Annotated in this window: 19 protein-coding genes and 1 other RNA gene; 13 read left to right on the forward strand and 7 right to left on the reverse strand. The window is 33.5% G+C overall.

The window, feature by feature from the left end:
- The first annotated feature begins 2 nt into the window (after nucleotides 1–2).
- Together FB2170_RS03260 and creD are read left to right on the forward strand one after the other, a co-directional pair.
- Nucleotides 3–299, forward strand: coding sequence for a winged helix-turn-helix domain-containing protein (locus FB2170_RS03260; RefSeq protein ID WP_041632654.1), 297 nt, complete (start codon nucleotides 3–5; stop codon nucleotides 297–299).
- 49 nt (nucleotides 300–348) lie between these two features.
- Nucleotides 349–1,695, forward strand: a complete 1,347-nt coding sequence (gene creD, locus FB2170_RS03265) for a cell envelope integrity protein CreD (RefSeq protein WP_013305082.1) — start codon at nucleotides 349–351, stop codon at nucleotides 1,693–1,695.
- Nucleotides 1,696–1,762: 67 nt separating this feature from the next.
- Here the strand turns inward: creD and FB2170_RS03270 are convergent, their stop codons facing one another.
- Nucleotides 1,763–2,968, reverse strand: a complete 1,206-nt coding sequence (locus FB2170_RS03270) for an NAD(P)-dependent oxidoreductase (protein ID WP_013305083.1) — start codon at nucleotides 2,966–2,968, stop codon at nucleotides 1,763–1,765.
- 106 nt (nucleotides 2,969–3,074) lie between these two features.
- On the opposite strand from FB2170_RS03270, the gene ssrA reads away from it, so the two are divergent.
- Nucleotides 3,075–3,472: a transfer-messenger RNA gene (gene ssrA, locus FB2170_RS17140) on the forward strand.
- A gap of 316 nt (nucleotides 3,473–3,788) precedes the next feature.
- Here the strand turns inward: ssrA and FB2170_RS03275 are convergent.
- A complete protein-coding gene (locus tag FB2170_RS03275) occupies nucleotides 3,789–6,863 on the reverse strand; it encodes a UvrD-helicase domain-containing protein (RefSeq protein WP_013305085.1) in 3,075 nt (1,024 codons plus the stop codon).
- Nucleotides 6,864–7,566: 703 nt separating this feature from the next.
- On the opposite strand from FB2170_RS03275, the gene FB2170_RS03280 reads away from it, so the two are divergent.
- The 4 genes from FB2170_RS03280 (at nucleotide 7,567) to hsdR (ending at nucleotide 14,806) form a co-directional block, all read left to right on the forward strand.
- Nucleotides 7,567–9,141, forward strand: coding sequence for a hypothetical protein (locus FB2170_RS03280; RefSeq protein ID WP_041633015.1), 1,575 nt, complete (start codon nucleotides 7,567–7,569; stop codon nucleotides 9,139–9,141).
- 47 nt (nucleotides 9,142–9,188) lie between these two features.
- On the forward strand, nucleotides 9,189–10,229 hold the full coding sequence (locus FB2170_RS03285; RefSeq protein WP_158306077.1) for a bacteriophage abortive infection AbiH family protein: 1,041 nt from the start codon (nucleotides 9,189–9,191) through the stop codon (nucleotides 10,227–10,229).
- Nucleotides 10,230–10,331: 102 nt separating this feature from the next.
- On the forward strand, nucleotides 10,332–12,356 hold the full coding sequence (locus FB2170_RS03290; protein WP_237701156.1) for an N-6 DNA methylase: 2,025 nt from the start codon (nucleotides 10,332–10,334) through the stop codon (nucleotides 12,354–12,356).
- 2 nt (nucleotides 12,357–12,358) lie between these two features.
- Nucleotides 12,359–14,806, forward strand: coding sequence for an EcoAI/FtnUII family type I restriction enzme subunit R (gene hsdR, locus FB2170_RS03295; protein ID WP_013305089.1), 2,448 nt, complete (start codon nucleotides 12,359–12,361; stop codon nucleotides 14,804–14,806).
- Nucleotides 14,807–14,878: 72 nt separating this feature from the next.
- On the opposite strand, the gene FB2170_RS03300 is transcribed toward hsdR, so the two are convergent.
- The 5 genes from FB2170_RS03300 to FB2170_RS03320 form a co-directional block, all read right to left on the reverse strand.
- Complete coding sequence (locus FB2170_RS03300; protein ID WP_013305090.1) at nucleotides 14,879–16,276, reverse strand: hypothetical protein; 1,398 nt, start codon at nucleotides 16,274–16,276, stop codon at nucleotides 14,879–14,881.
- A 5-nt stretch (nucleotides 16,277–16,281) separates the two neighbouring features.
- Nucleotides 16,282–16,563, reverse strand: coding sequence for a helix-turn-helix domain-containing protein (locus FB2170_RS03305; RefSeq protein ID WP_013305091.1), 282 nt, complete (start codon nucleotides 16,561–16,563; stop codon nucleotides 16,282–16,284).
- 154 nt (nucleotides 16,564–16,717) lie between these two features.
- Nucleotides 16,718–17,389 carry a hypothetical protein gene (locus tag FB2170_RS03310; RefSeq protein WP_013305092.1) on the reverse strand — a complete coding sequence of 224 codons (672 nt, stop codon included), beginning with the start codon at nucleotides 17,387–17,389 and terminating at the stop codon, nucleotides 16,718–16,720.
- A 57-nt stretch (nucleotides 17,390–17,446) separates the two neighbouring features.
- Nucleotides 17,447–18,709, reverse strand: a complete 1,263-nt coding sequence (locus tag FB2170_RS03315) for a phage integrase SAM-like domain-containing protein (RefSeq protein ID WP_083802948.1) — start codon at nucleotides 18,707–18,709, stop codon at nucleotides 17,447–17,449.
- 414 nt (nucleotides 18,710–19,123) lie between these two features.
- The gene (locus tag FB2170_RS03320) at nucleotides 19,124–19,495 is read right to left on the reverse strand and encodes a MauE/DoxX family redox-associated membrane protein (RefSeq protein WP_013305094.1); all 372 of its coding nucleotides are present in this window, start codon (nucleotides 19,493–19,495) and stop codon (nucleotides 19,124–19,126) included.
- Between the two features lie 259 nt (nucleotides 19,496–19,754).
- On the opposite strand from FB2170_RS03320, the gene FB2170_RS03325 reads away from it, so the two are divergent.
- The 6 genes from FB2170_RS03325 to FB2170_RS03350 are packed head-to-tail and all read left to right on the forward strand — an operon-like array spanning nucleotide 19,755 to nucleotide 25,105.
- The gene (locus tag FB2170_RS03325) at nucleotides 19,755–19,913 is read left to right on the forward strand and encodes a hypothetical protein (protein ID WP_013305095.1); all 159 of its coding nucleotides are present in this window, start codon (nucleotides 19,755–19,757) and stop codon (nucleotides 19,911–19,913) included.
- Nucleotides 19,910–20,917 (forward strand): sugar kinase, encoded by a 1,008-nt coding sequence (locus tag FB2170_RS03330; protein ID WP_013305096.1) that lies wholly within the window; start codon nucleotides 19,910–19,912, stop codon nucleotides 20,915–20,917. Before FB2170_RS03325 ends, FB2170_RS03330 begins: the two co-directional genes overlap by 4 nt.
- Nucleotides 20,914–21,546 (forward strand): bifunctional 4-hydroxy-2-oxoglutarate aldolase/2-dehydro-3-deoxy-phosphogluconate aldolase, encoded by a 633-nt coding sequence (locus FB2170_RS03335; RefSeq protein WP_013305097.1) that lies wholly within the window; start codon nucleotides 20,914–20,916, stop codon nucleotides 21,544–21,546. Before FB2170_RS03330 ends, FB2170_RS03335 begins: the two co-directional genes overlap by 4 nt.
- Complete coding sequence (gene dgoD / locus FB2170_RS03340) at nucleotides 21,546–22,703, forward strand: galactonate dehydratase (protein ID WP_013305098.1); 1,158 nt, start codon at nucleotides 21,546–21,548, stop codon at nucleotides 22,701–22,703. Before FB2170_RS03335 ends, dgoD begins: the two co-directional genes overlap by 1 nt.
- 45 nt (nucleotides 22,704–22,748) lie before the next feature.
- Nucleotides 22,749–24,071, forward strand: a complete 1,323-nt coding sequence (locus tag FB2170_RS03345; protein ID WP_013305099.1) for a GntP family permease — start codon at nucleotides 22,749–22,751, stop codon at nucleotides 24,069–24,071.
- 2 nt (nucleotides 24,072–24,073) lie between these two features.
- Nucleotides 24,074–25,105 (forward strand): SMP-30/gluconolactonase/LRE family protein, encoded by a 1,032-nt coding sequence (locus FB2170_RS03350; protein ID WP_013305100.1) that lies wholly within the window; start codon nucleotides 24,074–24,076, stop codon nucleotides 25,103–25,105.
- Nucleotides 25,106–25,151 lie beyond the last annotated feature (46 nt).

Genomic DNA, 25,151 nt, shown 5'->3' on the forward strand with positions numbered 1-25,151 from the left:
TCGTGAGCATTATAACCAATATAAACAAAGTATTTGACCATCGCATAAGACTGGGCATTATGTCTATTCTTATGGTAAATGAATATGCGGAATTTACAACTTTGAAAGAGTTATTGGAAGTTACTGATGGTAATCTCGCAAGTCATATAAAGGCGCTGGAAAAAGGCACCTATTTAGAGGTGAAAAAGCAATTTATTGGTAACAAGCCAAATACCAGATATACAATTACGCCGTTGGGAAGAAACGCTTTCCAAAAACATATTAGTGCCCTCGAAAATTTAATTAAGCAACAAGAATAATTTTTTTATCATTTTACTTTGCAATTCAAAGTACTTTTAATTTTTAAACATGGAAACAAAAAAGCAAAAAATCGGAAACTGGTTCAGAACATCCATCTCAGCCAAAATGTTTGTAGTAGGGTTTATTCTTCTAATTCTTTTGATACCCTTGAGTTATGTCAAAGATTTAATCAGGGAGCGAGAAATACGGCAATCCGAAGTAATTCAGGAAATAAATGAGAAATGGGGTAATGAAGTAATTTTATATGGCCCTATACTTAGAATTCCTTATAAAACTTATCGCGAAGAAAAAACATTTGATGACAAAACCAAAACCTTCATAAAAACATATGAAGAGATAATCAACCATGGGTACTTTTTACCAAATAAACTGAACATAGATTCTGGTGTCAAAAGTAAACAACTGGAACGTGGAATTTATGAATCGGTTGTATATACGGCAGATGTTAAAATGCAAGGGAGTTTTTCGATCTTTGATTTTTCCTCCAAAGACATTCCCCAAGAAGATATCCTTTGGGATAAAACAACTTTACTATTTAAAACCTCAAACTTAAAAGGAATTCGTAATGAGTTAAAGGTTCAATTGAATGATGCCGAATACACTTTGAAACCTAAATTCGATGAAGAATATATGAGTACTCTGGAATCGGGGTATATTCAAAAACTTAAGGATCAAAGTTCCGCTTCAACATTCGACCTGAATTTAAGAATCAATGGAAGCGAAGGACTACGATTTATTCCCATTGGAGCCGAAACCACTGTTCATATGGCTTCAGATTGGCATTCTCCAAGTTTCAATGGAAATTATCTGCCGAATGATGAAACCAAGAAAATAACAAACAACGGATTTAAAGCTGATTGGAAGGTCCTTGAAACAAACCGTCAATTTGGTCAACAGTTCTTCAACAATCTTCCCAATTTGAACAAATACTCTTTTGGCACCAATTTGATCATTCCCATAGATGACTATCAAAAAACCGAACGTACAAGCAAGTACGGTCTTATGATCATTGGTCTTACCCTTTTGGTTTTCTTGTTGATTCAGATTATTAGCAAAATCCCCATACACCCATTTCAATATTTTATGATAGGATTGGCTTTGGTCATGTTCTATACTCTGCTTATCTCTATTTCCGAACATCAAAACTTTTTAATCGCCTATTTAATCGCCGGAATTTCAGTAGTTGGTTTAATAACGACCTATTCGAAAACCATTTTAAAGAACAAGAAATTTCCACTTCTCATTTTTGGTTCTTTAACCGCGCTATATGCCTTCATTTTTGTCATCATTCAATTAGAGAACTATGCATTATTAGTGGGCAGTATAGGACTGTTCATCATCCTTGCCATTATCATGTTCACCTCAAAGAAAATCGATTGGGCAAATAATAATTAAGAGTTATCAAATAAAAACCGCCAGAATGCAATATTCTGGCGGTTTAATACTTTTCTAAATTTATGGTTTACTCCTTTCCATCAACATAATCCTGGAGATAGGCATATCTTTTAGTAAGCTTCCCATTTTTGGTCATACGGGCTCTTTTGAGAATTCCGTGTGTATCCTTATCAAAAAAAGCGGGTATTACATATTTGACAAATGCTTCTCCAAAACCACCACTGGCGTCTCGAGGCAATTCTGCTGGAAGATTATCCACCGCCATTACAGCAATGGCCCTTTTATTTTTGAAGTTGGTTTCTGTTTCTGATTGAGGATCATATCCATATATTGGGTCGGCAATAGTCGAAGCCCTCAAGGTACTTGCCACAGGCCCATCAATATCACAACTGATATCTGCCACCGTATTTATTCTAAACTCAGGTTGTTTTGCATCTTCCCTGGTGAAGAGAAAAGGTGCTCCATCGCCATGAAAGTGACCTGCGATATAGAAATCGGCCACTTTTGTAAAACGAAAGAAATTGGATCTATATTCTTCTGGATTAGCAAAGAAATCAGCTTTATTTCCCCGAACTCCGTCTTTACGCTTATTATAATCTGAGGCATCTATTTGACAATAAACTGGTTCATTGAATTCCTCATCTAAAAATTCATGCACATTCACCTTTCTCATGCCCATACCATCCAACATTTCACGAGCACCATTACCAACTCTACCCCTACCTGTCAATAGAATCTTGATATTCGATAACTTGATTCCCGAAAGTTCAGCTATCAATGCCTGTTGGTCAGTCAATTTTTCTGCCTTTGGCATTTTATAAAGTCCGTTTTTTAATCCATAAGCACGAAAACCATTATAGGCCCCCACTACACCGGCATACCTACCAAAGGCAACCAACCGAATACCTTTTTCATTGGTGATGACCTCATGGTCATACATTTCTATATTCTTATCTAGAATAGCCCTTAACAACTTCCTATTATAGGGCTGTTTTTTAATGGTATGTGAAAAGAAAAAGTATTTTTTACTAGGAATCAAATTCTTAATTGGGACTTCCTTAACCCCCAATAGCACATCACATTCTTTCATCTTTGAAGCAACTTCAATTTCGGCCTCTTTATATTCTTCATTGGTAAAAACCCGTATTGGTGAAGGTTCCACCGTTATTTGGGCTTTATCATATGTTGAAAGGACTTTTTGACAGGCCTCTGGTGATAGCACTACTCGCCTATCTGGTGGATTTTTACGTTCTCGTATGATTCCGAATCGCATAAGTGATGTTTGGTATAAATTTTGCCCTAAAATAGGTGGAATTGCGAGGGTACGCAAACTTTTTGTTAGCTTTGCAATCCTTTGATAGGATGTTCTTTGAAAATATGGGGCCGACTGGTTTTGACAGCGAGACCAATGGCAATGTAAGCATGTCGAGCGCTGGTGAATAGCTCGCTAATCTCATTTTCCACACTTTTAATTGGCGATAACAATTACGCTCTTGCCGCTTAATCTGAATTATAGTAAGATTAGCCTCGTCTCTACTAGGTAGAGAAGCGAGATGTTCCTGAATAGCCTCTGTCGACGGCGATTCAATTCGGAGCACCATAAATGTCGATATAAGGCTACTAGCGCTTCGATAGTAGCACCAAAATCTTAAGAAGATAAGTGTATGTTAGGCCGTTTCCGGTCAGGCATGCAACGAAAACCAATCGGAAACTAAACATGTAGAAGGCATTAACGTTGCTTGTTTGGACGAGGGTTCGACTCCCTCCGGCTCCACAATACTATTAATTAAAAGATTGATTATTAGATATTTAAATGTATTTTTGATATATTTTAGTCAGCTAATAGTCAATTTTTTAATTTAAGGCTCTTCAAGTGTAGATTTACTCAGGCAAAATCCTAAAACTTTTTGAACATAATTTTAAATATTTTACCCCCACCCCTAAAATAGATTCGATTTTCTTTTTAACCATATAGGCCAAAAGGTATATCAGTACCTTTTTTAGAAAATTGAAGACAGCGTAACAGGCTTAAATTTTGATGTAAAATCATGTAACTTTTTGCGATTTCTTATATGACGGATTTTTTACCTGTTTTATTTTTTCTCTAAACATTTGTTCTTTAAATCTATACAATCAGAATCATCTTTATTTACTGCAAGGGATTTATCTAAGTAAGAGATTGCTACCCGATAATTTTTAAGATTATAATAAGATTTTGCCAGCCAATAGTTAACATTATTGTTAGCTGGCTTTAAGTTTTTAAATTTCACCCAATCATTTATTGCATCGTTATAATTTCTTAAATCGAATAAAACACTACCACGCCAAAAATAAACATAAGCAAAATTATTGTCTAAATATATTGATGTATTATAATGTTCAAGGGCATCTTCTAATTGTCCGTTTTGTTCATAAGACCTCCCTAATTCAAAATGAGTATTGCCATTGTCATTTCCAATTTCTAAAGATTTCAGATAATATTTAATAGCACTTTCAAAGTCCTTTTTTTCTGAAAATTCTAATGCAACATTTTTTAAATCTATTGCTTCAATTTTTCTGGTATAATTACAGTAATGACTGTTATTACAAGCATAGAAATACCCAAAACGGCCATTTCGTTCAACTAATTTACCATTGTCGCACCATTCACATTTTAAAGAGGTAATTGGCGGGAAAGGTTCAATTTCTTCAATAAATTTTGAAGGATATTCATGACTTGATAAGATATGTACTTGTTTTTTTGCTCTTGTTAAAGCAACATAGAACGAACGCCTTTCCTCTCCATTAGGGAATTGGTCTGCTTTTGATAGTAAAAAGTTTAACAATGGGTCATCTGAAATTTCCGAAGGGAAACCGTATGTCCCTGAATTACCATTTAGAATAACAACATAATCTGCTTCCAAACCTTTTGATGCATGAATTGTTAAAAAATTTATAGTATGATTTTGATTACCCTTAAATACATAATCATATCTATTTAGTTGCTCATTATACTTCTTAGCTATGTTCTGAGAATCTTCGACTATTCTTCTTTCAAAATCATATCTACCTAATAACAATACCGAAATATTATTGCTTTTTTCTTTTTCATTGATTATTTCTAAAGCATTATTTAAGGCTTGATATGCGGATTTACCATTTCGTTCTGCATCTCTATATTTATGAATAGTAACAGGGCTATAATTTGATTTCTTATGACTTTTTAATGTCTTTTTTATTTGGTTAGGGTTTTTTAAAATAAAACTACTAGACAAGTCAATCAACTTATTCTCGAATCTGTAAGTATATTCTATATTAGACCTGCTTGTAGTTCTTTTAAACCCCTTAATAGAAGATGATTTAAAGTACTTTGAAAAACCTGTAAATACACCTATATCACTTCCTGCAAAACGATATATTGATTGCCAATCATCACCTACACAAAATAATTTTGTATCAGGTTTTTGGTCTAATAATGATTTAATTAATTTATATCTTGCTTGTGAAATATCCTGAAATTCATCTATGATAATATACTTGTATGGTGATGTAAATTGGTTATTTAGAATCGAATTAGTGGCTAAATTTATCATATCACTAAAATCAATTTCATTAAGTTCTTTTAAATAGCTTTCATAACTTTTAAATATTGGCTCATATAATTCTAAAAACAATATTGCTCTTTCATTCCCCTCTTTATTTGCTCTATTTGATAAGTTATTTATTGTTTCATCGTTAGATTTAAACAATATTAAAAAAGTGTTTAATAATTGCGTAAATACATCAATATCTTCTGTGGTATACTGTTCAATATATTGCCATAATTCATCATCTGACATAGGGTTGAAAACTACTCCTTTGTCTTCAAGTTTAATTTTTAAATTAGAAAGTAATATCCCTTTTTTTTGTTCCCAAGAATAGGTTTCAATTAGTGTCGTACCGTTATCACGATGTTCATTTCTTTTCCACTCAATACCTTCCGTATATTTTTGTTGCGCTGATTTTTCAGTATCCCCTTTGAACCAAGAAGGGACTTTACCTTTTTCATCAATACCAAAATGTTCCAAATAAATTTTGCGTTCGGGTAAATAAAAGTCTGGTTTGTATTGGCCGAACTTCTTACTCGCTGTTTTATATTGATAGCTTTCTTCATATCTATATTCAATATTATTTCTGAAAAAGAAGTTGGCTATTAATACTTCTTCTTGGCTTTTAAATCTTTCCCTATATTTTATTTCAACACCATTTGAAGTTGTTTTATTTATTGTTTTATAGCCTTCGAGCTTTTGTTCTTTTAAGTAATTATTATGTTCAGCATCGGATTCAAAGTCGTGAATGTCTTTATAAGGTTTTAAGTGATATGCTAAAAAGTCAATTAGCTTATTTAAATATTGGCTATTAGCCTTTGCATTCGATATAAATGAAGTTATTAATTGCAGTATTTCTTTTTGAGATAAACCAAAGATTGATGGTTTTTGGTTTGATGATTCAGCAAGTATATCTAATCCTAATTTGTGAAATGTTTTTACGGGTAATGAAATATCCATTTTCTTTTGGATTCTTTCCGCCATTTCATCTGCTGATTTACGTGTAAATGAAATTAGTAATATGCTTTCAGGTTTAACTTTTAATCTTTGAGTGAGATACTTTACTTTACCCGCAATAGTAGTTGTTTTACCAGAGCCAGCACCTGCAATAATTAAGTTGTTATCTTCATTTACTATAATTGCATTTCGCTGTTGTTTATCAAGAGAATGCCCTTCAACATCACTTAACAAATCATTGGCTTTCTCTAGTTCATTTTTAACAAATTTGTTGTTTCTTTCTTTAATTAATTCTTTAATCTTTGAATAATCAAGTAAAAAACTACTTATGAAATTTATTTCATTCTCAAAGTCTGGTAAATGTTTATACTCAACATTACTAACTTCATAAAATAAATCTTCATAATTTAATTTAAAATCAAATATATCATAGTTTGAAATGTACTTTATTTCATTCCTAAATCTTTTAAAATCTTCATTGAAATACTCAATTTTTAAAAGAATTTTTTGAAGACTTTTTTTATAACTTTCGAGTATACGTAATCTTTGTTCCTCTTCAAACCTTTTTTTCTTTTTAACATTTAAATAAGCTGAAACAGAAATAGTAGTTAAAGCAATACCACCTAAAGCGACGTACACTAACATTCAGATATAATTTAATGATTATTCAAACTTTAATTTTGGAAATGCTACAATAAATATAGAACTATGATAACATTTGGTCAACGATTTTAATTAATTTACTTAGGCATACGTTACATAAATTCTATAACACAAACATAATTAAACTATTTCAGGTGCAAATGGAAAACAATATTACGCCGAAACAGAAATTAAGGATTCAATTTATTTTGAAATAAGTGATAATCTTGGTGTAAATTTTAGGTTTTCTAAAAGCTAAAACTTTTTGAGGTTAATTATTTGTTTTCGAAACCCCCCGTCTTAAAATAAATCGTTTTCCTTTTGGCATATCACGGCCTACAACAATACATGTCCTTTACGGGTTTAAGAGAGAGGCTAAAAAATAACTAATTAGTTTTAATCATAACTTGTAACTTCCATAAAACCAGTTTATTAAAGTCTTCAAATCAATTTATAGTCTATACGGATAGTTATAGATTAATGAATAAAATTGCAATACGTTCTCTTTTTTAGCATGACAGGTTTCATACCTAATTTTATCCCTTACATCTTTAAATTTAGCTAAAATCTTGTAGGACTTTACTTCTTATAAATTGTATTTTTGTTAGGTGTCTCACCGAGCTATAATTATTTATTCCCACAATAGTTTCATTCTACAATTATAGCTGAGAAGATTAGTGCTGAACAAAATAAAGATTGAATGAATATGGAAAAAGACTATTTCCTTTTAAAGGATAAAATAAAGGAAATTGAATCAAAATTTTTTATCAATAACGGTTGGCTCAAAATTTATGAGAATGATTCAAAAGGCCTAGACGATTCGTCTGGAATATATTGTTGTTTGGTTTCTAATAATCAATTCGAGTTGTATAATAAAGATTATAAATGGCCACTTTCAATGGGAAGAGAAGGAAAACCATCCGTCTATGGGGATAATGCTTATAAAACATACGATGAAGAAGGTTTAGAACCCTTTCTTTTTTACAAGCAGTTTTCCCTTACTGAATCCTCTGTTAAGTACATAGATATTTCCGAGGAATTTATTCTTTATTTCAGGCTTTATGAAAAAGGTAGTGATAAACAAAACAGAACTTTTTTTTACGTCAATGATTATGGAGAATTAGATGAAGTCATCACAATTGAACCACATTTAATTAAAATACAAATCAAATACTTAAAGGAATATATTACAATGAGGGATATGAACTTTGTTGTGTGTTATGATTTTATGAGACTTGTCTCAAATATACCATCAGAATGGAATATTAAATACGGGGAAAAATTGATAAATGACAATGAATTTATCTATAGTCATCTTATTCGAAATGTATCTGATAAAATACAAAGTTGGATAATGGGTAAAGTTTTAATAAAACCAAACAAAGTAAAAAAAACCCATTTTGATTTAGGCGAATCAAAGAATGAAGAATTTATAATTGGCTATGATGATGAAGGAGAATTACTTTATGAAAATTGTGGAAAAACGGATGGAAATCATTTTAAAGCAACCTACTTCAAAAAGGAAGTGCTAAACAAATACTATAACGAACCGTATAAATATGAAGTTGATGGATTTGGAGTGAGTTCTAAGTTCTTTTCATTAAAGATTGATAACAATGTTGGTGATTATGTTCCTGTTTTTCTTACGAATTTAAGAACACTCCCTCATAAAGAACAGCTTCATTGGAAGCAATATAATATTCCACCAAAAGAGAACATGAATATTAGTCGTACTTATTATCGTACAATGATAGATGGACAATGGGCGGAGCAACCAGAAACTGCGGATTTATTCTTCAAATCAAAATATAAAGAGTTCAATAAAAAGTGGGAAAAGAAATTTGGATGGAATCTCTATAAACCATTATCTGAATTGGATAAATATTTATTTACCTCTTTACATAAAATAACGTCTAATAATATTAAAGCCTTTTGTGAACAAACACTAACCATTGTCAAATTAACAATAGACAGGTTAAATGAAAAAGAATTAGCCAAGGGACTAAATTTAGATTCGAATGTCAGGGGAATTTTAAAATTTGAGAAATTTTTAGAATCCAAAGAAATGAAAATTCCGGATATGTTTGAATTTTTAAGAAATTTACAAAATTTAAGGTCTGGTTTGATTGCTCATAGCTTTAGTGAATCAAATTCGGATTGTAAAAAAGCGCTTAAATATTTTAAAATAGAAGATGACAATTACATGGAAGTATTAGAAGAAATATTCATAAAATCTGTTCATACCTTTAATACACTAGAAGAGTATTTCAAATTGAAATAACATAGCCCTATTGATGATAACCGGCATTGATTAATGAAAAAGCCAAATTGACTACAAATCTAAAATCCAAAACGAAAAATAGTAAGACCCTTTACATTATTGGTAATGGATTTGACTTGCATCACGGACTAAAAACCGGTTATAATGATTTTGGTGAATATCTTTTAGACAACGATAAAGAGTTATTTGAATTGTTGGAAAAGTATATTGCTTTCACCATTAAAGGTGATACTCCAACAGAGGATGATAATCTATGGGGTGATTTTGAAGAAAATTTGGCCCATTTGGATATAGACGGCATCATTGATGATAACAATGTATACCTACCGGATTGGTCGAGTGACGATTTTCGAGCGGGAGATTTGCATGCTTTTCCTAATACCATGATGGAAATTTGTGGAAAACTGACTTCTGATTTAATTCAAAATTTTGAAGATTTCATCCTTAGAACTGTTTATAAAGAATCTGTTTCAGAAAGATTGATAGAACTAAATAAAAATGCCAAATATTTAAGTTTCAATTACACCAATACCTTAGAAAGATTATACGATATACCAAAAGAAAAAATCTTATACATACATAATAGTGCTTTCCACGGCTCAGGTGATATTATACTAGGTCATGGAATTAAACCAGAAAATTTTAGAAATGACCCAACTCCACCAGATGGTTTGACAGAGGAAGAGATGGATAGGTGGGTGGAAGAGCAGAATGATAACTATGATTATTCTTTTGATGAAGGAATGGAACAGTTATACCGATATTTTACTGACACCTATAAACCTACTGATACTATAATAAAAGCCAATGAAGATTTTTTTAAGAAACTAGCTGACATTGAACAGATTTATATTTTTGGGCTTTCATTTTCAAGCGTTGATTTGCCTTATTTAATAGAGATAGTAAAGAATCTTAGCGTTAAGGTAAAATGGACTGTTTCCTATCGGTCGGCAAATAAAGTGGCAGAAGTTAAAAAGACCTTGGAAGGAATAGGGATTAAGGATATTAATTTTATTAAGCTAGATGAGTTGTTAATAGATAATAAACAACTTAAATTAGACCTCTTTCCAAATGAAAAAACAGCATAAAATATGAGTTTCGAACAAACTTTTAAAAATATAGATGACCTGCTTTACAAAGATTCAGGAGCAGATAGCGAATTAGATTACATAGGACAAACCTCTTGGGTTATGTTCTTGCGTTATTTAGACGAACTGGAACAAGACAAAGCAGACGAAGCGGAATTAAAAGGCGAAGAATACAAATTCATTTTAGATGAAGAATACCGTTGGCCAATTTGGGCAATGCCAAAAGATGATGACGGAAAATTAGACTACCACAAGGCTATGACAGGACCAGATTTGGTTCAGTTTGTAGACAGAAAGTTATTTCCTTACTTGGCAGAGTTCAAACAAAAAGCTGACAACCCAAAAACTATTGAATACAAGATTGGCGAAATATTCTCTGAACTGAAAAACAAAATTAAAAGCGGTTATAACTTACGAGAGATTTTAGAATATGCAGACGAACTTCCTTTTCGAGCTTCTACTGATAAACATGAGTTAAGCCACTTGTACGAAAGTAAGATTAAAAACATGGGTAATGCAGGTCGTAATGGTGGACAATACTACACACCAAGACCGCTTATTCGTGCCATGATTAATGTGATTGACCCACAAATTGGAGAAAAAATTTATGATGGTGCAGCAGGTTCTTGTGGTTTCTTATGCGAAACATACGAATACATGTATGAGCGCATGGAAAAAACAACCGGCAATCTTAAAACTTTACAAGAGGAAACACTTTATGGAAAAGAGAAAAAGAACTTGGCGTATGTTATTGGGGTCATGAACATGATTCTTCACGGCATTGAAGCCCCAAACATCATTCATACCAATACGCTGGGCGAAAATGTTCGTGATATACAAGAGAAGAATCGTTACCATGTTATTCTAGCGAATCCGCCATTTGGTGGTAAAGAAAGAAAAGAAGTACAACAAAATTTTGACATAAAAACGGGAGAAACTGCATCTTTGTTTCTACAGCATTTTATTAAAAGTTTAAAAACAGGTGGACGAGCGGCAATAGTAATAAAAGATTCTTTTTTATCTAATAATACTGAAAAAGCATACTCAACACTTCGGAAAAATCTACTTGGAAGTTGCGAGTTAAATTGTATTCTCGATTTGCCAAGAGGTACATTTTATGGAGCAGGAGTCAAAACTGTGGTTTTATTTTTTACAAAAGGGGCTCCAACTAAGAAAATATGGTACTATAAACTTGACCCTAAAAGAACTTTAGGGAAAACAAAACCTCTTAATGATAATGATTTTAAAGATTTTCTTGAAAAAATAAGGAATAAAGAAATTGGTAAAAACTCTTGGATAATAAAAGCCCATGAAATAGATGAGAACACATGCAATTTAACTCCAATAAATCCAAATGAGGAAAAGTTAGATAAGATATTAAGCCCTAATACGATTATTTCTGCTGTAAGCAAGTACTCCATGGATTTTAATTCAGAACTTCAAAAAATTAAAACCAATATCGACAGTTATTTGTCAGAAGTTAATCTAATGCTAAAAAATGAGGGAGGAATATGGAAAGAGGAACGTTTCGGCGATGTTTGTGAATTTGTAAGGGGTCCTTTTGGCGGTAGTTTAAAAAAATCAATTTTTGTTGAAAAGGGAATTGCAGTTTATGAACAACAACATGCAATAAATAACCAATTTGAACATGTAAGATATTACATAAATCAAGATAAGTTCAATGAAATGAAAAGATTTGAACTTAAATCAGGTGACTTAATAATGAGTTGTTCGGGCACAATGGGTAAGGTTGCTATTGTCCCTAAATCATTTGAAAAAGGAATAATAAATCAGGCTTTATTAAAACTATCACCTAATCCTTCAATTGATGTAAATTTTTTGAAGTATTGGATGGAAAGTAAAGTATTCAAACTAAAAATTGAAGAACTATCAATGGGTGCAGCAATTAAGAATGTAGCTTCTGTGAAAATTCTAAAAGAAATAATGGTACCTATTCCTCCAATTGAAATACAAAAGAGAATTATTCAAAGAATCGATTCTTTAGTTAATTCTTTTGAAGATGCAATACTCATAACGCGTAATCAGCTTAATCATTTGGAAGACCTCGGAGAGTCTCTACTACAGGAAACTTTTGAAGCAAGTATTGAGGAATTAGAATCTGCTTAATAATGAATGAGGCTCAAACCAAACACGATTTAATAGAGCCCGCTTTGCGTGAAGCAGGTTGGGGCATTGTTAAAGGTAGTCGATTGCGTTTGGAGTTTCCTATTACCAAAGGTCGTTTAATTGGTCAAAACAGACGTTCTAAACCACTTTTTGCTGATTATGTTTTAGAATATAAAAACAGAAGAATAGGTATTGTAGAAGCTAAAAAAAGAGATTTATATTATACAGATGGTGTTGGTCAAGCCAAAGACTACGCAGAACGTCTAAATATTCGATTTACGTACGCCACCAACGGTTTACAAATCTATGGTATAGATTTAGAAGAATGTACAGAAGGTGATGTATCTAAATACCCAACACCTGACGAGCTTTGGGAAATGACGTACCCAACGCCTAAAGAAGATTACAAAGTTGAGATTGCCAATTGGAAAGAACGCTTATTTGCAATTCCTTTCGAAGATAGAGGAGGCACTTGGCAACCAAGATATTATCAACAAAATGCAATCGCTAAAGTATTAGAAGCTATTTCAGAGAAGAAGGACAGAATCTTGCTGACTTTAGCAACAGGAACAGGAAAAACTGCAATTGCCTTTCAAATTGCTTGGAAATTATTTCATGCCAAATGGAATTTAAGGCGAGATGCATCAAGAAGTCCAAGAATCTTATTCTTAGCAGACAGAAATATTTTAGCAGACCAAGCATTTAATTCATTCAATGCTTTTGATACCATTGATGAAAACATAAAGGTTCGAATCCGACCGTCGGAAATAAAAAAGAAAGGTACGGTACCTACAAATGGGAGTGTTTTCTTTACCATTTTTCAAACTTTTATGACGGATGCACAAAAGAATGTTGACCTAGAAGAAGTTTCTGAGGATGTAATACCTGAAATAAAAAAACCAGAAGATTTTAATTTCGGACAATACCCACCAGATTTTTTCGACTTGATAGTTATTGACGAGTGTCATCGTGGAGGTGGTAATGATGAAAGTTCTTGGAGAGCCATAATGGATTATTTTTCGCCTGCTGTACAATTAGGTTTAACTGCAACGCCAAAACGAGATGTAAACGGAGATACCTACAATTACTTTGGTGACCCTGTCTATACTTATAAGTTAAAAGATGGTATTAATGATGGTTTCTTAACCCCTTTTAAGGTAAAAGAAATTCAAACCAATTATGATGAATACACAGTAACAGAAGATGATACTATAATTTTCGGTGAAGCAGAGGTAGGCGATACTTTTACCTATAGGGATTATGGTCGTAAAATTATAATTCAACAGGTTGAGGAATATAGAGTTAAAAAATTCTTGGAAATCATTAATCAAAACCAAAAGTCTTTGGTTTTCTGTGCAACTCAAAAGCACGCTGCATTAATAAGAGATTTAATAAATCAAAATACAGATAGTAAGAGTACAAATTATTGTCATCGTGTAACGGCAGATGATGGCAAAATGGGCGAACTGCACCTAAGAGATTTTCAAGACAATGAAAAAAGTATTCCTACTATATTAACAACTTCACAAAAGTTGAGTACGGGTGTAGATGCACCAGAAATTAGAAACATTGTTTTACTTCGTCCTGTAGATTCCATGGTAGAGTTTAAGCAAATAGTTGGTCGTGGCACAAGGTTATTTGATAGTAAAGATTATTTCACCTTGTTCGATTTTGTGAATGCTCATAATCATTTTCAAGACCCAGAATGGGACGGCGAACCTATACCGCCAGAACCATCAACGGGAGGCGGAACACCAAGAGTTTGTAATATTTGCGGAGAAACACCTTGTGTTTGCGAAAGACCGGAGCCTGAACCCTGTCCTGAATGTGATAATATTCCTTGTGTTTGCGAAACACCACCGAGAAGAATGATTAAAGTTAAACTCTCGGATAACAAAGTGAGAGAAATAGATTCTATGGTCAAGACTTCATTTTGGAGTCCATCAGGAAAACCAATTTCCTCACAAGAATTTATTGAGCAATTGTTTGGGGATTTACCTTCATTCTTTGCAAGTGAAAATGAATTACGAAAAATTTGGAGTTTGCCAAGCACACGCAAAAAATTGCTAAACGAGCTAAGCGAAAAAGGATACACAAACTCGCAATTGGAAGATTTGAGAAATTTAATTCACGGTGAAGAAAGTGACCTTTTTGATGTGTTAAGCTACGTAGCGTATCACAAAGACCTTGTTCCTCGATTAGAAAGAGCAGGTAAAGCTAAAATCCAGATGAATGACTACAATCCAAAGCAACAGGAGTTTTTGAACTTTGTATTAGAGCAATATGTCAAAGAAGGAGTTGATGAACTGGATGACGCCAAACTTCCAAATTTATTAGAATTGAAGTATCAGGCTATCGCTGACGCCAAAAATGAACTAGGTGCAATTAAGTCAATAAGAGATACCTTTATTGGGTTTCAGGAGTTGTTGTATCGAGATAGGGCAATGTGAGAATGGAGGATGAATTAATCAACTAGTAATCAATTGCAATTTATTGAATATCAGGTTTTAGCAGAACATCTGTTACATTAGGGTAATTAGTAGTTTATTGTTTATTGTAATTCCCTTATCTTCTGTCCAGTTCTCCAATTCTATAGTTGGTTTTAATCTCGTAATATCGAATAAATATTTTTCCATTTTATTTTGTAATAGTGTTTTCATATCGTCTGTTGTAACTAATGAATCATGTATGCTCAACAATGGCATTTCAGGATATTTGGCCGCAATTTTCTTCGCTACACAATCCAAAAGGCAGTATGCCTCAACATGACTTAATAATTGATAAAATTCTACATCTTCATCTTCTTTTATTCGTTGAATAATAGCATAAATAGAGGGGAAAGCAGCAGCAAAGGCCTTGGTCTCCGCCGAACTGTACCCTTTTTTACAGTTAAATACGGTCAGTACCACTTCTTTCATACAGTCTCTTTCAGACTCGTATAATTTCTTGGTTATAAACTCTTTCATGCCCTTGCCATTAATTACTATTCTAAAAGGTTTTCCTGTTTCTAAATCATATTGAATTGGAATTATTTTAATAAGTACATTGTATAAATCCTCGTTGATTACATCACAAGCAAAGGCACGGGCTTCATCAATATCAACTAGAGCGCACAACTCTTGAATCAAATTCATTCCTAGAATTTTGGTTGCACCTATTCTTTCCAAATAATCTATGTCCCGAAAACAAAGACCTTTTAAAATGGCGCATAAAAAATAAGGCTGAGATGTTTTTAAATCAAGGCCAACTAAACCTTTATCTTGATATCTTAAATGCTTTCTAAGGCTTCTGTTTGTCCTTGTGAGGGTTGTGTGAAGTCGGTTGTCCGTTTCAGGTTTTATACTGTAAGTCCATGATTTATCTTCCCATTCTGAAATAAGCTGCATGCTATGAATGTATTTCTGATGGTCATCGTTATTCCGGTAGTAGCTTATCTCGTTGTGGGCATCCTCTCGATTGATACTTAGGTTTTCATCGAACCATCTAACCAAATGTGGGCGTTGCTCTCTGCAAAAATCCATTTGATGGGATTTAGAACTATCTCGTCCCTTTTGGTCGAATTTTTCTAAAACGGATTTATTCCATATTCTAAATGGCACAATTTCACCATGGAAGTATTGTTCAGGAATCCGATATGCAGCACATTTGCCATGAAAGGATGAATGGTTTCTAACTTTTTCAATGAACCTATTTTTAATAAGAAACCTCATGTAATCAGCAGCTTTCCAATCAACCCCTTTCAACTTTTGGGAATCTAAATTGACCCGCATAAAGTCAATTTCATTACCCCGATATGAGGTTGGCATGCTATTGATTAGGCTTACAAAATAAACAGCCTTGTCCAATTCCAATTTGTTCTGTAGTCCAATACTCTCTTTAAGGTCTTCAAGTAATGGCTTTTGAATTATCACTGATTTCATAATCACTACTGATTAAGCCTGATAATGGCAGCTTCAACTTCTTCTCTCTTATAATAGACCCTATTGCCAATACCATAAGACGTCAGTACTCCCTTTTTCGTCCAAATATAAAGTGTGCTAAGGTCGATTTGAAGCATTTTGGCTACATCTGCTCTACTTAAATAATCTATTGGGGCATTTGTTGAAAAGCCTTTTTTTAACTCCTCTAGCTGCTTGCTTAGCCCCTTTAAAATTTCATGTTTTAACTCCTCCGGAGTAACTTGTAAAAATTGAATTGTTTTGCTCATAATATGTCTTTTTTATAATTATTAGAGCTAAACTATAGAATCAAAAAAAGGTGGTAATCCAAGGGGAATAACCTTGTTTTTAAGGTATTGCGATAGCTTGAATCAGTGATTTCAAAGGGGAATTAAAGGGGAATAAAATGAGTCTAAAGGGGAATTAGGTAAGGAGGTGATTAAATTTGTTCAAATCAAGAGACCTTTTATTAAATTTACTCGGTTTGGATTGGTCACCTACGTTCAAATTATAGAAATCCTCGAAGAAGTGTATGTGATTAGTTAGCGATATGTTCTTATTCAAAATACTATTGCTATTCAATACTCTGCAAAAATCTACTAATTCATTTTTTTTGCCCATCCAAAAATAACCACTATTATCAAATCCAACTAATCCATATTCTACGGCTTTGGAATTAACTTCTTTGAATTTCATCAGTTTGTCTTGGAAGATATGTTTTTCTAATTTTTTATTCTTAATTGTTGTTAGAGCTTCAATCTCGGTTTGAGGAAAGTAATCTCCATAGTATTGAGCCATATATGTTAGTGTATCTCTATAGCTTTTAGAATATCTTTCAATAATGATTCTTTGTGCATCATTGCCCTTGAGAGATTTTAGTGACTTAGCAGACCTATTTATATTGCTGACATAAGACTTAACCATTAGTTTGACTTTGAAATCAGTGGTTGACCTATGTGTCCTAATAGTTAAGTCCTTCAAAAAAAACTTCCTTTGATTTTCTATAACCTCATCTAAATGCGCAAGGTATTCTTCTCGATTTTGATAAAATTCATCAGTTAATTCATTGTCAATTTCTATTAATGAATTTTTCATGTAGTGATATATCACAAGTCTTTTAATTTTCATATGAGATTATTCCTTAATTCATCTTCAATTCTTAGTTTCAATTTTAGCCCAAATTCTAGCTAATTGCAAACTATAATCTATAGGCTTTTTACCAATATATTCTAAAAACTGTCTTTCAGTACTATGTGCTGTTATATTCATCAATAAAGGTGTTGGATATTCTGGGTCGCCATAAAAATTCGTTGCAAAAGACCTTCTACAAATATGAGAAGATACAAGTTTAAATTTTTCATAAAGTCCTTTCTTCGTTCGCTCAGTCTCTTTGTCATAAAGATTACCCTCAACCAATTCGTTTATCTGGGCAGATTCACACAATTTTTTTAAGTACCTATTAAAAAGGGTTTTACTACTCTCCAAGTTATTAGTATGTAACGGAGGAAACTGGCTATTTCTTTTATCTAAGATTTTCCTTACTTCTGGATGAATAGGAATTTGAACAATCTTACCTGTCTTTTTTTGATTTAAGACTATAAAGTTAAAACCTTGAATTTTCTGAAACATACTTGTTGATATTCTCAATAAATCAGATACTCTTTGACCGGTATAGCAACCAATAATAAGCCAATCTCTGGCTATCAAAAGTTTTTCTTCTTCCAATTTGGTTTGCTTAATTTTTTCTAGGTCATCAAACGAAAGTGTAACTGTTGGTGACTCTTCTGTAAACCCCATAAAAAATGGTAACTGCTTACTTACTGTAATACCATTTTTATCTGCATCAATACAAATAGTTTTTACAAATTTCAAATAGCGGCCAATAGTATTCATAGAAAGTTTGTCCACATCTGATAGATAGTCAATAAATCTCTCACGAAAGGCTAAATCAATATCCTGAACTAAATACTTTTTTCCTGTATGTTTTTCATAATTAGATAACTTGTTAACTATCGTATGGTATTTTTTAACTGTTGAAAGAGACTTTTGACTGCTTCTTATTTTACTAAGAAAGAATGTACAATACTCGGCTAGAAATTCCTTAGAATCCTCTTTACTATGGCCGTGAAACTTATCAATAATAGTTTCTAACCAATCACCATTTATAGAGTGTGGGGGAACTTTGGTGTCGTTTAGACTTTCATAAACAAAGGCCTCTAATTCTTTTAACTTAACACTTAAATTCTTGTTCTTAGCTTCATTCTGCTTTGGATAGCCAGTAGCCAAGCTCCAACTATTTGGATTTATAAAAACTCCGGTCTTTCTTTTTATACTTTTGCTTTTCCCAAGAGAAAGTCTCATGTAGATTGGGACGTTATTCGCAGAGCTTTGTAATAAATATTTAATTGTAGCCATGATAATTAAATAACTACAAATGTATAATAATATTACATTTTAGTCATTTATTAGTCAGCTTATTTGCAACTAGATGCTACTTATATCAATCCAGTTCAATTACAAAAGAACCGAAATTCAATGGTTTTGATTGTATTTAAATAAATATATGTAGATTTCATTAGAGTTATTTCGATAGACACATTGTACTAATGTAGTCCCTCCGGCTCCACGACACTCAAAAATACCCAGCCGCTTAGAGCATTATAAAATGCCTAGCTTGCTAAAGCATTTTTGAATGATTAGTAAGATGCCCATCGTGATAGCGATGGGTATTTTTATTTGCAACATTGCGAGATATTTGGGAGCAACGAAGCTAACCACTGCGACTCCACAATAACAAATCACTCTTTGCGGAGTGGTTTTATAACTTTTCTATTTATTAAGAAACTGCCTAACCTTAAATGCCCAGCCAATAAATACAAACTGAATTGGCAAGCGAATTAATGCCGCTTTATGGCTACCTATTGCAGGTGTATCTGCAAACACATCCCAAATGTGTATTGGTAAAAAAACCAACATGAGTAATAGTATTCCAGTACTCGCCAATTTAGCATATCTGGGAATCAGCAACAGTAAACCAAAAACAACTTCAAATAAACCAGAGAGATAAATGAGGCTTATTTCAAAAGGCAAAAAACTAGGAACAAATGGTGTATAAAACTCGGGCTTCATAAAATGCTGAATTCCAGCATAAATCATAAACACAGCCAATAGAATTTGTAATACCCTCCAAAATATCTTCATATGCACCCTATTTTTATTGATTTAGTTTACTAATAGCCATTCTTTTCCCGCAATATGAAACAGTTCCATTCTTGTTGAAGAGCGATTTTTAAATCCTTTCCAAGTTTTTCCATTGGAATTTTTAAGGAGGTCAAGGTATTTTGAAATAATAATTAAATACAGTTATAGTAAATTCATTACGAAAATAAACATTTAACAGGAAAAGCTTAATTTTAACTTGTTGCCAAAATTTAAAAGTGAAGTATTCGCTAAACCTAATATGGGTGATTTATTATACTACAAGAACATTATGCTGACCCACCACGTTAATATTTTAAGTGCTATTGTTGACATGGGTGAAAAAAGGGCCAAAAAAGCAATGCGTGATCATTTACTGGAAACCAGAAATAATTATTTATTATCAATTAAAAAACAATGAGTTTTGTAGCCTTTGGAGAAATAATGTTACGTCTAAGTCCTGCCGACTTTTCTAATAAAATAAGGACATCACAGGCATTTGATGTTGGATATGCAGGTTCTGAATCCAATGTAGCCAGTTCTTTAGGGAAATTGGGGAATCAAGTTTCATATATTACAAAATTACCTGGTAATCAATTGGGAGATGCGGCCATTAGCTCGATTCGTGGATTTGGCATCGACACAAAGTATATAGTTAAAGGTGGGAATAGAATTGGCACTTATTTTGTTGAAATCGGTTCTTCGATAAGACCATCCAGTGTTATTTATGATAGAAAAGGCTCTGCCATAAGTGAATTAAGTTCCGAAGAATTTGATTGGGAAGAAATTCTACTTAATAAAAAATGGTTATTCTTATCCGGAATAACTCCGGTTCTCTCTGAACAATGTGCCCTCGAAACAATTAAAGCTGCAGAGATTGCAAAAAAAATGGGCGTAAAAGTCGCCTTCGATATGAATTATAGGAGGTCATTGTGGAATAATCCTGCAGATGCACGAAAGATATTCGATAAAATTTTGAAACACACAGATTTGTTGTTTGGCAATTTCGGTGTTCTTAAAGATGTTTATGAAATGCAAGCAAAAGGGAGCAATATAAGTGAGCAAACCCTGAAAGTTGCATTTGATGCATCTAAAAAGTTTAATGTCCCACACATTGCCTTTACTATTCGAAAACACATTTCAGCAAGTAATAACTTGGTTTCGGCCATTTACATTTCAGGTTCGAAACATTATATTTCAGATTCATATGACGTGGAAATCACAGATCGCTTTGGAACAGGAGATGCCTTTGCAGCGGCATGTCTTCATGCAATTAATCATGACTGGAAAAATGATGACATTATCAATTTTGGGGCAGCTGCTTTTGCGCTAAAACACACAATAAAAGGAGATCAACATACGAGCGATGAAAAAGAAATCCTGTCCATTATGATAGGTAATGCAGGAGGATATGTCTTAAGATGAAAAGAAAAGAAGTTACAAACATCATTGAAAAAGAGAAAATAGTTGCAATCATCCGATTGAAGAAACAATCGGAGGTTGATACTGTAATTAAGGGGTTGATTTTAGGCGGAATAAAAGTATTGGAAATAACTTCCAATACCCCTGGATTCAACAAGGAAATAAAAAAAGCCCGAGATTCTTATCCGAATATCTTAATTGGGGCAGGAACAGTTGTAAATACGTCTATTGCTAAAATTGCCATAGAGGCAGGAGCTCAGTTCTTGGTTACGCCCAATACCAATATTGATGTACTAACGCTCGCACATGAAAATGATGTTCCGGTTTTAATGGGTGCTTTTACTCCCTCAGAAATTTGTTTAGCAATTGAATATGGAGCAGATATAATTAAACTTTTTCCCGCTGGAAATTTGGGGATAGATTACTTTAAGGCAATACAGGGGCCTCTTAATGATGCTAAATTCTTTATTGTAGGCGGAATTAATTTGGAAAACATTCAAGAATGGTTCAAGGCCGGAGTATCTGGCGTTGGTATTGGTAGCGTTTTAACCAACTCACCAAACGAGGAAATATGTGAAGAAACCATCAAAAATAAGGCTCAAGAATTTATAAATCTGATCAAAAATTTCTAATGGATAAACTTACAATTGAAAAAATAGAATTATTTAAAGTCCCTCCGAGATGGCTTTTTATAAAAATAACTACCAAATCAGGAATTGTAGGATGGGGAGAACCTGTTGTAGAAGGAAAGGCTGATACAGTTGCAGCTTGTGTAAAAGAGCTTCAAAAGTTTATACTGGGGCAAAAAGCCAATAATATAGAAGATATATGGCAAATTCTTTATAGAGGAGGGTTCTATAGAGGAGGTCCCATTATTATGAGTGCAATAGCCGGCATAGATCAAGCACTTTGGGATATAAAAGGAAAATTTCTAAATGTCTCTGTACACGAACTGCTTGGAGGGGCTGTCCGTCAAAAGATGAAGATGTACTGCTGGATAGGAGGTGATAACCCAGATGTTGTGCTTGAACAAGCTCATGAAAAAGTCAAATCTGGCTACAAGGCTGTTAAAATGAATGCCACCGGTCCCATGGATTGGGTTTCATCACTAAAGGATATAAAAAAAATATCACAGAACATTAAACTGCTAAGAGAAGAATTTGGATATGATTTGGACGTTGGATTGGACTTTCATGGACGAGTACATAAGCCAATGGTAAAGAAATTAATTGATGAACTTTCCCCTTATGAGCCCATGTTTATCGAAGAACCTTTGCTTAGTGAGAATAATAATGCTTTAAAAGATATTTATCACTATTCCAACATTCCCATAGCGACTGGGGAGAGAATGTACTCTAGATGGGATTTCAAGGAGATATTGCATCAAGGGGTGGTCGATATTATTCAACCGGATTTAAGTCATGCCGGTGGAATATCAGAAGTAAGAAGAATTGCCACAATGGCCGAGGCTTATGATATAGCACTGGCACCACACTGTCCTTTAGGTCCCATTTCTTTAGCATCGGCATTACAAATTGATTTTGTTTCGGCCAATGCATTTATTCAGGAAAGTAGCTTGGGTATTCATTATAATCAAGGTTATGACTTATTGGATTATGTCTTGAATCCTGAAGATTTTTATCTCAATGATGGTTATATAAATGTTTTAACCAAACCAGGTTTAGGAGTGGAAATAAATGAAGATAAGTTAAAGAAAGCCTCAAAAATAGGTCATGATTGGACTAATCCTATTTGGCGTAATGAAGATTCTAGTTTTGCAGAATGGTAATATCCTAAATTGCACAAATGATTTTTAATCAGAATAATATTTGAAATGATATATATAGTTGCATTAATAGTATCGTTGGTGTTTTTAGTTGTTGGCATTGTTAAATTTAAGATTCATCCTTTCTTTGTATTACTAATGGCTGCAATTATATATGGCTTTTTCACAGGAATGAGTATTGATATGATAGTTGCATCTATCAATAACGGTTTCGGAGATATTTTAGGTAAAATAGGATTAATAATTCTATTTGGCGTAACTATAGGGACCATACTGGAAAAATCTGGGGGGGCATTGGTCATAGCGTCCAAAATTATTAATCTCATTGGTGAAAAAGCTATTCATTTAGCAATGCTTCTTACTGGATACTTCTTATCTATACCAATTTTCGCTGATAGTGCACTTTTAATAATGAATCCTCTAAATAAGGTATTATCAAAAAAAGCCGCTGTTTCATATGCTGGAACCACTGCTGCGTTGGCGATGGGACTTACCGCATCACATGTCATGGTACCGCCAACACCCGGTCCAATCGCCGCCGCAGGAATTCTTGGGGCCAATCTAGGAGATGTAATATTATGGGGACTTTTAGTGAGTATTATCTCATTAGGACCTTGTTATTTTTATGCTAAACGAGTGGCCTCAAAAATCGAATTACCCATTAAAATTAAACCTACTGCCAATCCAAAACGACAACCGGCTTTATGGAAATCTTTGCTGGCCATTGTAGTTCCTCTAGTGCTAATCTTAGCCAAATCAGTGTTAGACTATCCCGAATTAAAAATTGAACCGTCGATTTTTACGCAATGTCTTTCATTCTTGGGTACTCCAGTAATTGCACTTCTAATTGGAGTATTATTGACCCTTGTATTACCTGAAAAATTGGATGAAAAAGTTTTTTCAAGTTCTGGCTGGATTGGGGAATCTTTGAAAGTTGCAGCACCTATCATACTCATAACAGGTGCAGGCGGAATTTTTGGTAAGATGCTCCAGAATTCAGGAATCGCCGACATAATTACAACAGGATTCTCTGGAATGGAAATAGGGCTTTTTTTTCCTTTTCTTTTAGCTGCTTGCCTTAAAACTACTCAAGGATCATCAACTGTGGCACTAGTTACTACAGCTTCGATTGTAGCCCCACTAATGCCTGTTTTAGGTTTAGATGAACCGTCGTTTCAGACCATGACAGTCTTAGCGATTGGAGCTGGTTCCTCAGTTGTCACCCACGTTAATGATAGTTTTTTCTGGGTACTTACCCAACTTACTGGTATGAATGTGAAACAAGGTTATCAGGTACTTACGGCAGGAACTCTAATTTTTGGAGTTACTGCAATGGCGGTAATATATTTCATAACCAAACTCATTTTATAGTCATGAAATATTTCGTAGTAATAGGTCTATCCATTTTGATAGTAACAGTTTCTTGCAAAAAAATCCGAAAAGAAGACTCTGTAGAACCAAAGACTGAGAAAGCAGCTAGCTTTTCAATAGAAATATTGGATAATGAAGCGTTGGGCGTTATAGCGCCCAATGCAACCATAAATGTTTTGGCTAGTGGTTTTATTTGGACAGAAGGTCCCTTGTGGATTGATGATGGGAAGTATTTATTATTCTCTGACATTCCCAACAATAAGGTTTATAAACTTGACTCCAAGAATGATACCATTACATATTTACAACCTTCAGGCTTCACTGCAAAAGGTTTTTCAGGAGATGAACCAGGTTCAAATGGATTATTACTGAACCCAGAAGGAAAACTAGTGCTTATGCAACATGGAGATAGGCAAATTGGATTAATGGATGCACCATTATCAGCACCAAGTGAAAAGTACATTTCACTGGCAAGCTCCTTTAAAGGAAAGAAATTCAACAGTCCAAACGACGGTTCTTTTGACAAAGAAGGAAACCTATACTTCACAGACCCCCCATATGGGCTTCCAAAAAAAATGAACGACCCAAATAAGCAGCTTGAATTTCAAGGTGTATACTGTCTTTTGAAAAATGGCGAGATAATGCTGTTGGATAAACTGTCAAGACCAAATGGGATAGCTCTTTCTTTGAACCAAAAAACCCTCTATGTAGCCGTTTCAGATAAAAAACATGCAGTCTGGTACCAATATGATATCCTTGAACCAGGCAAAGTTGTCAATAAAAGAATATTCCATGATGTTACCTATTTAGTTGGCCAAAAAGGTCAACAAGGACTCCCGGACGGAATGAAAGTGAACAATAAAGGATATCTTTTTGCAACAGGTCCTGGTGGAATATGGATTTTCAATAAATCTGCAAAGCCAATAGGCAGGATTTATACAGGTCAACTTACATCTAACTGTGCTTTATCAAAAGACCAAAAAACACTTTTCATTACAGCGGATGATTACATTATGTCAGTAAACCTGAAATAACCTTTCAAAAACAGTTCTAATTTACAGTGTGATGAACGAAAACAAA

Source organism: Maribacter sp. HTCC2170 (assembly GCF_000153165.2).
In the GTDB taxonomy this organism is placed as follows: Bacteria; Bacteroidota; Bacteroidia; order Flavobacteriales; family Flavobacteriaceae; genus Maribacter_A.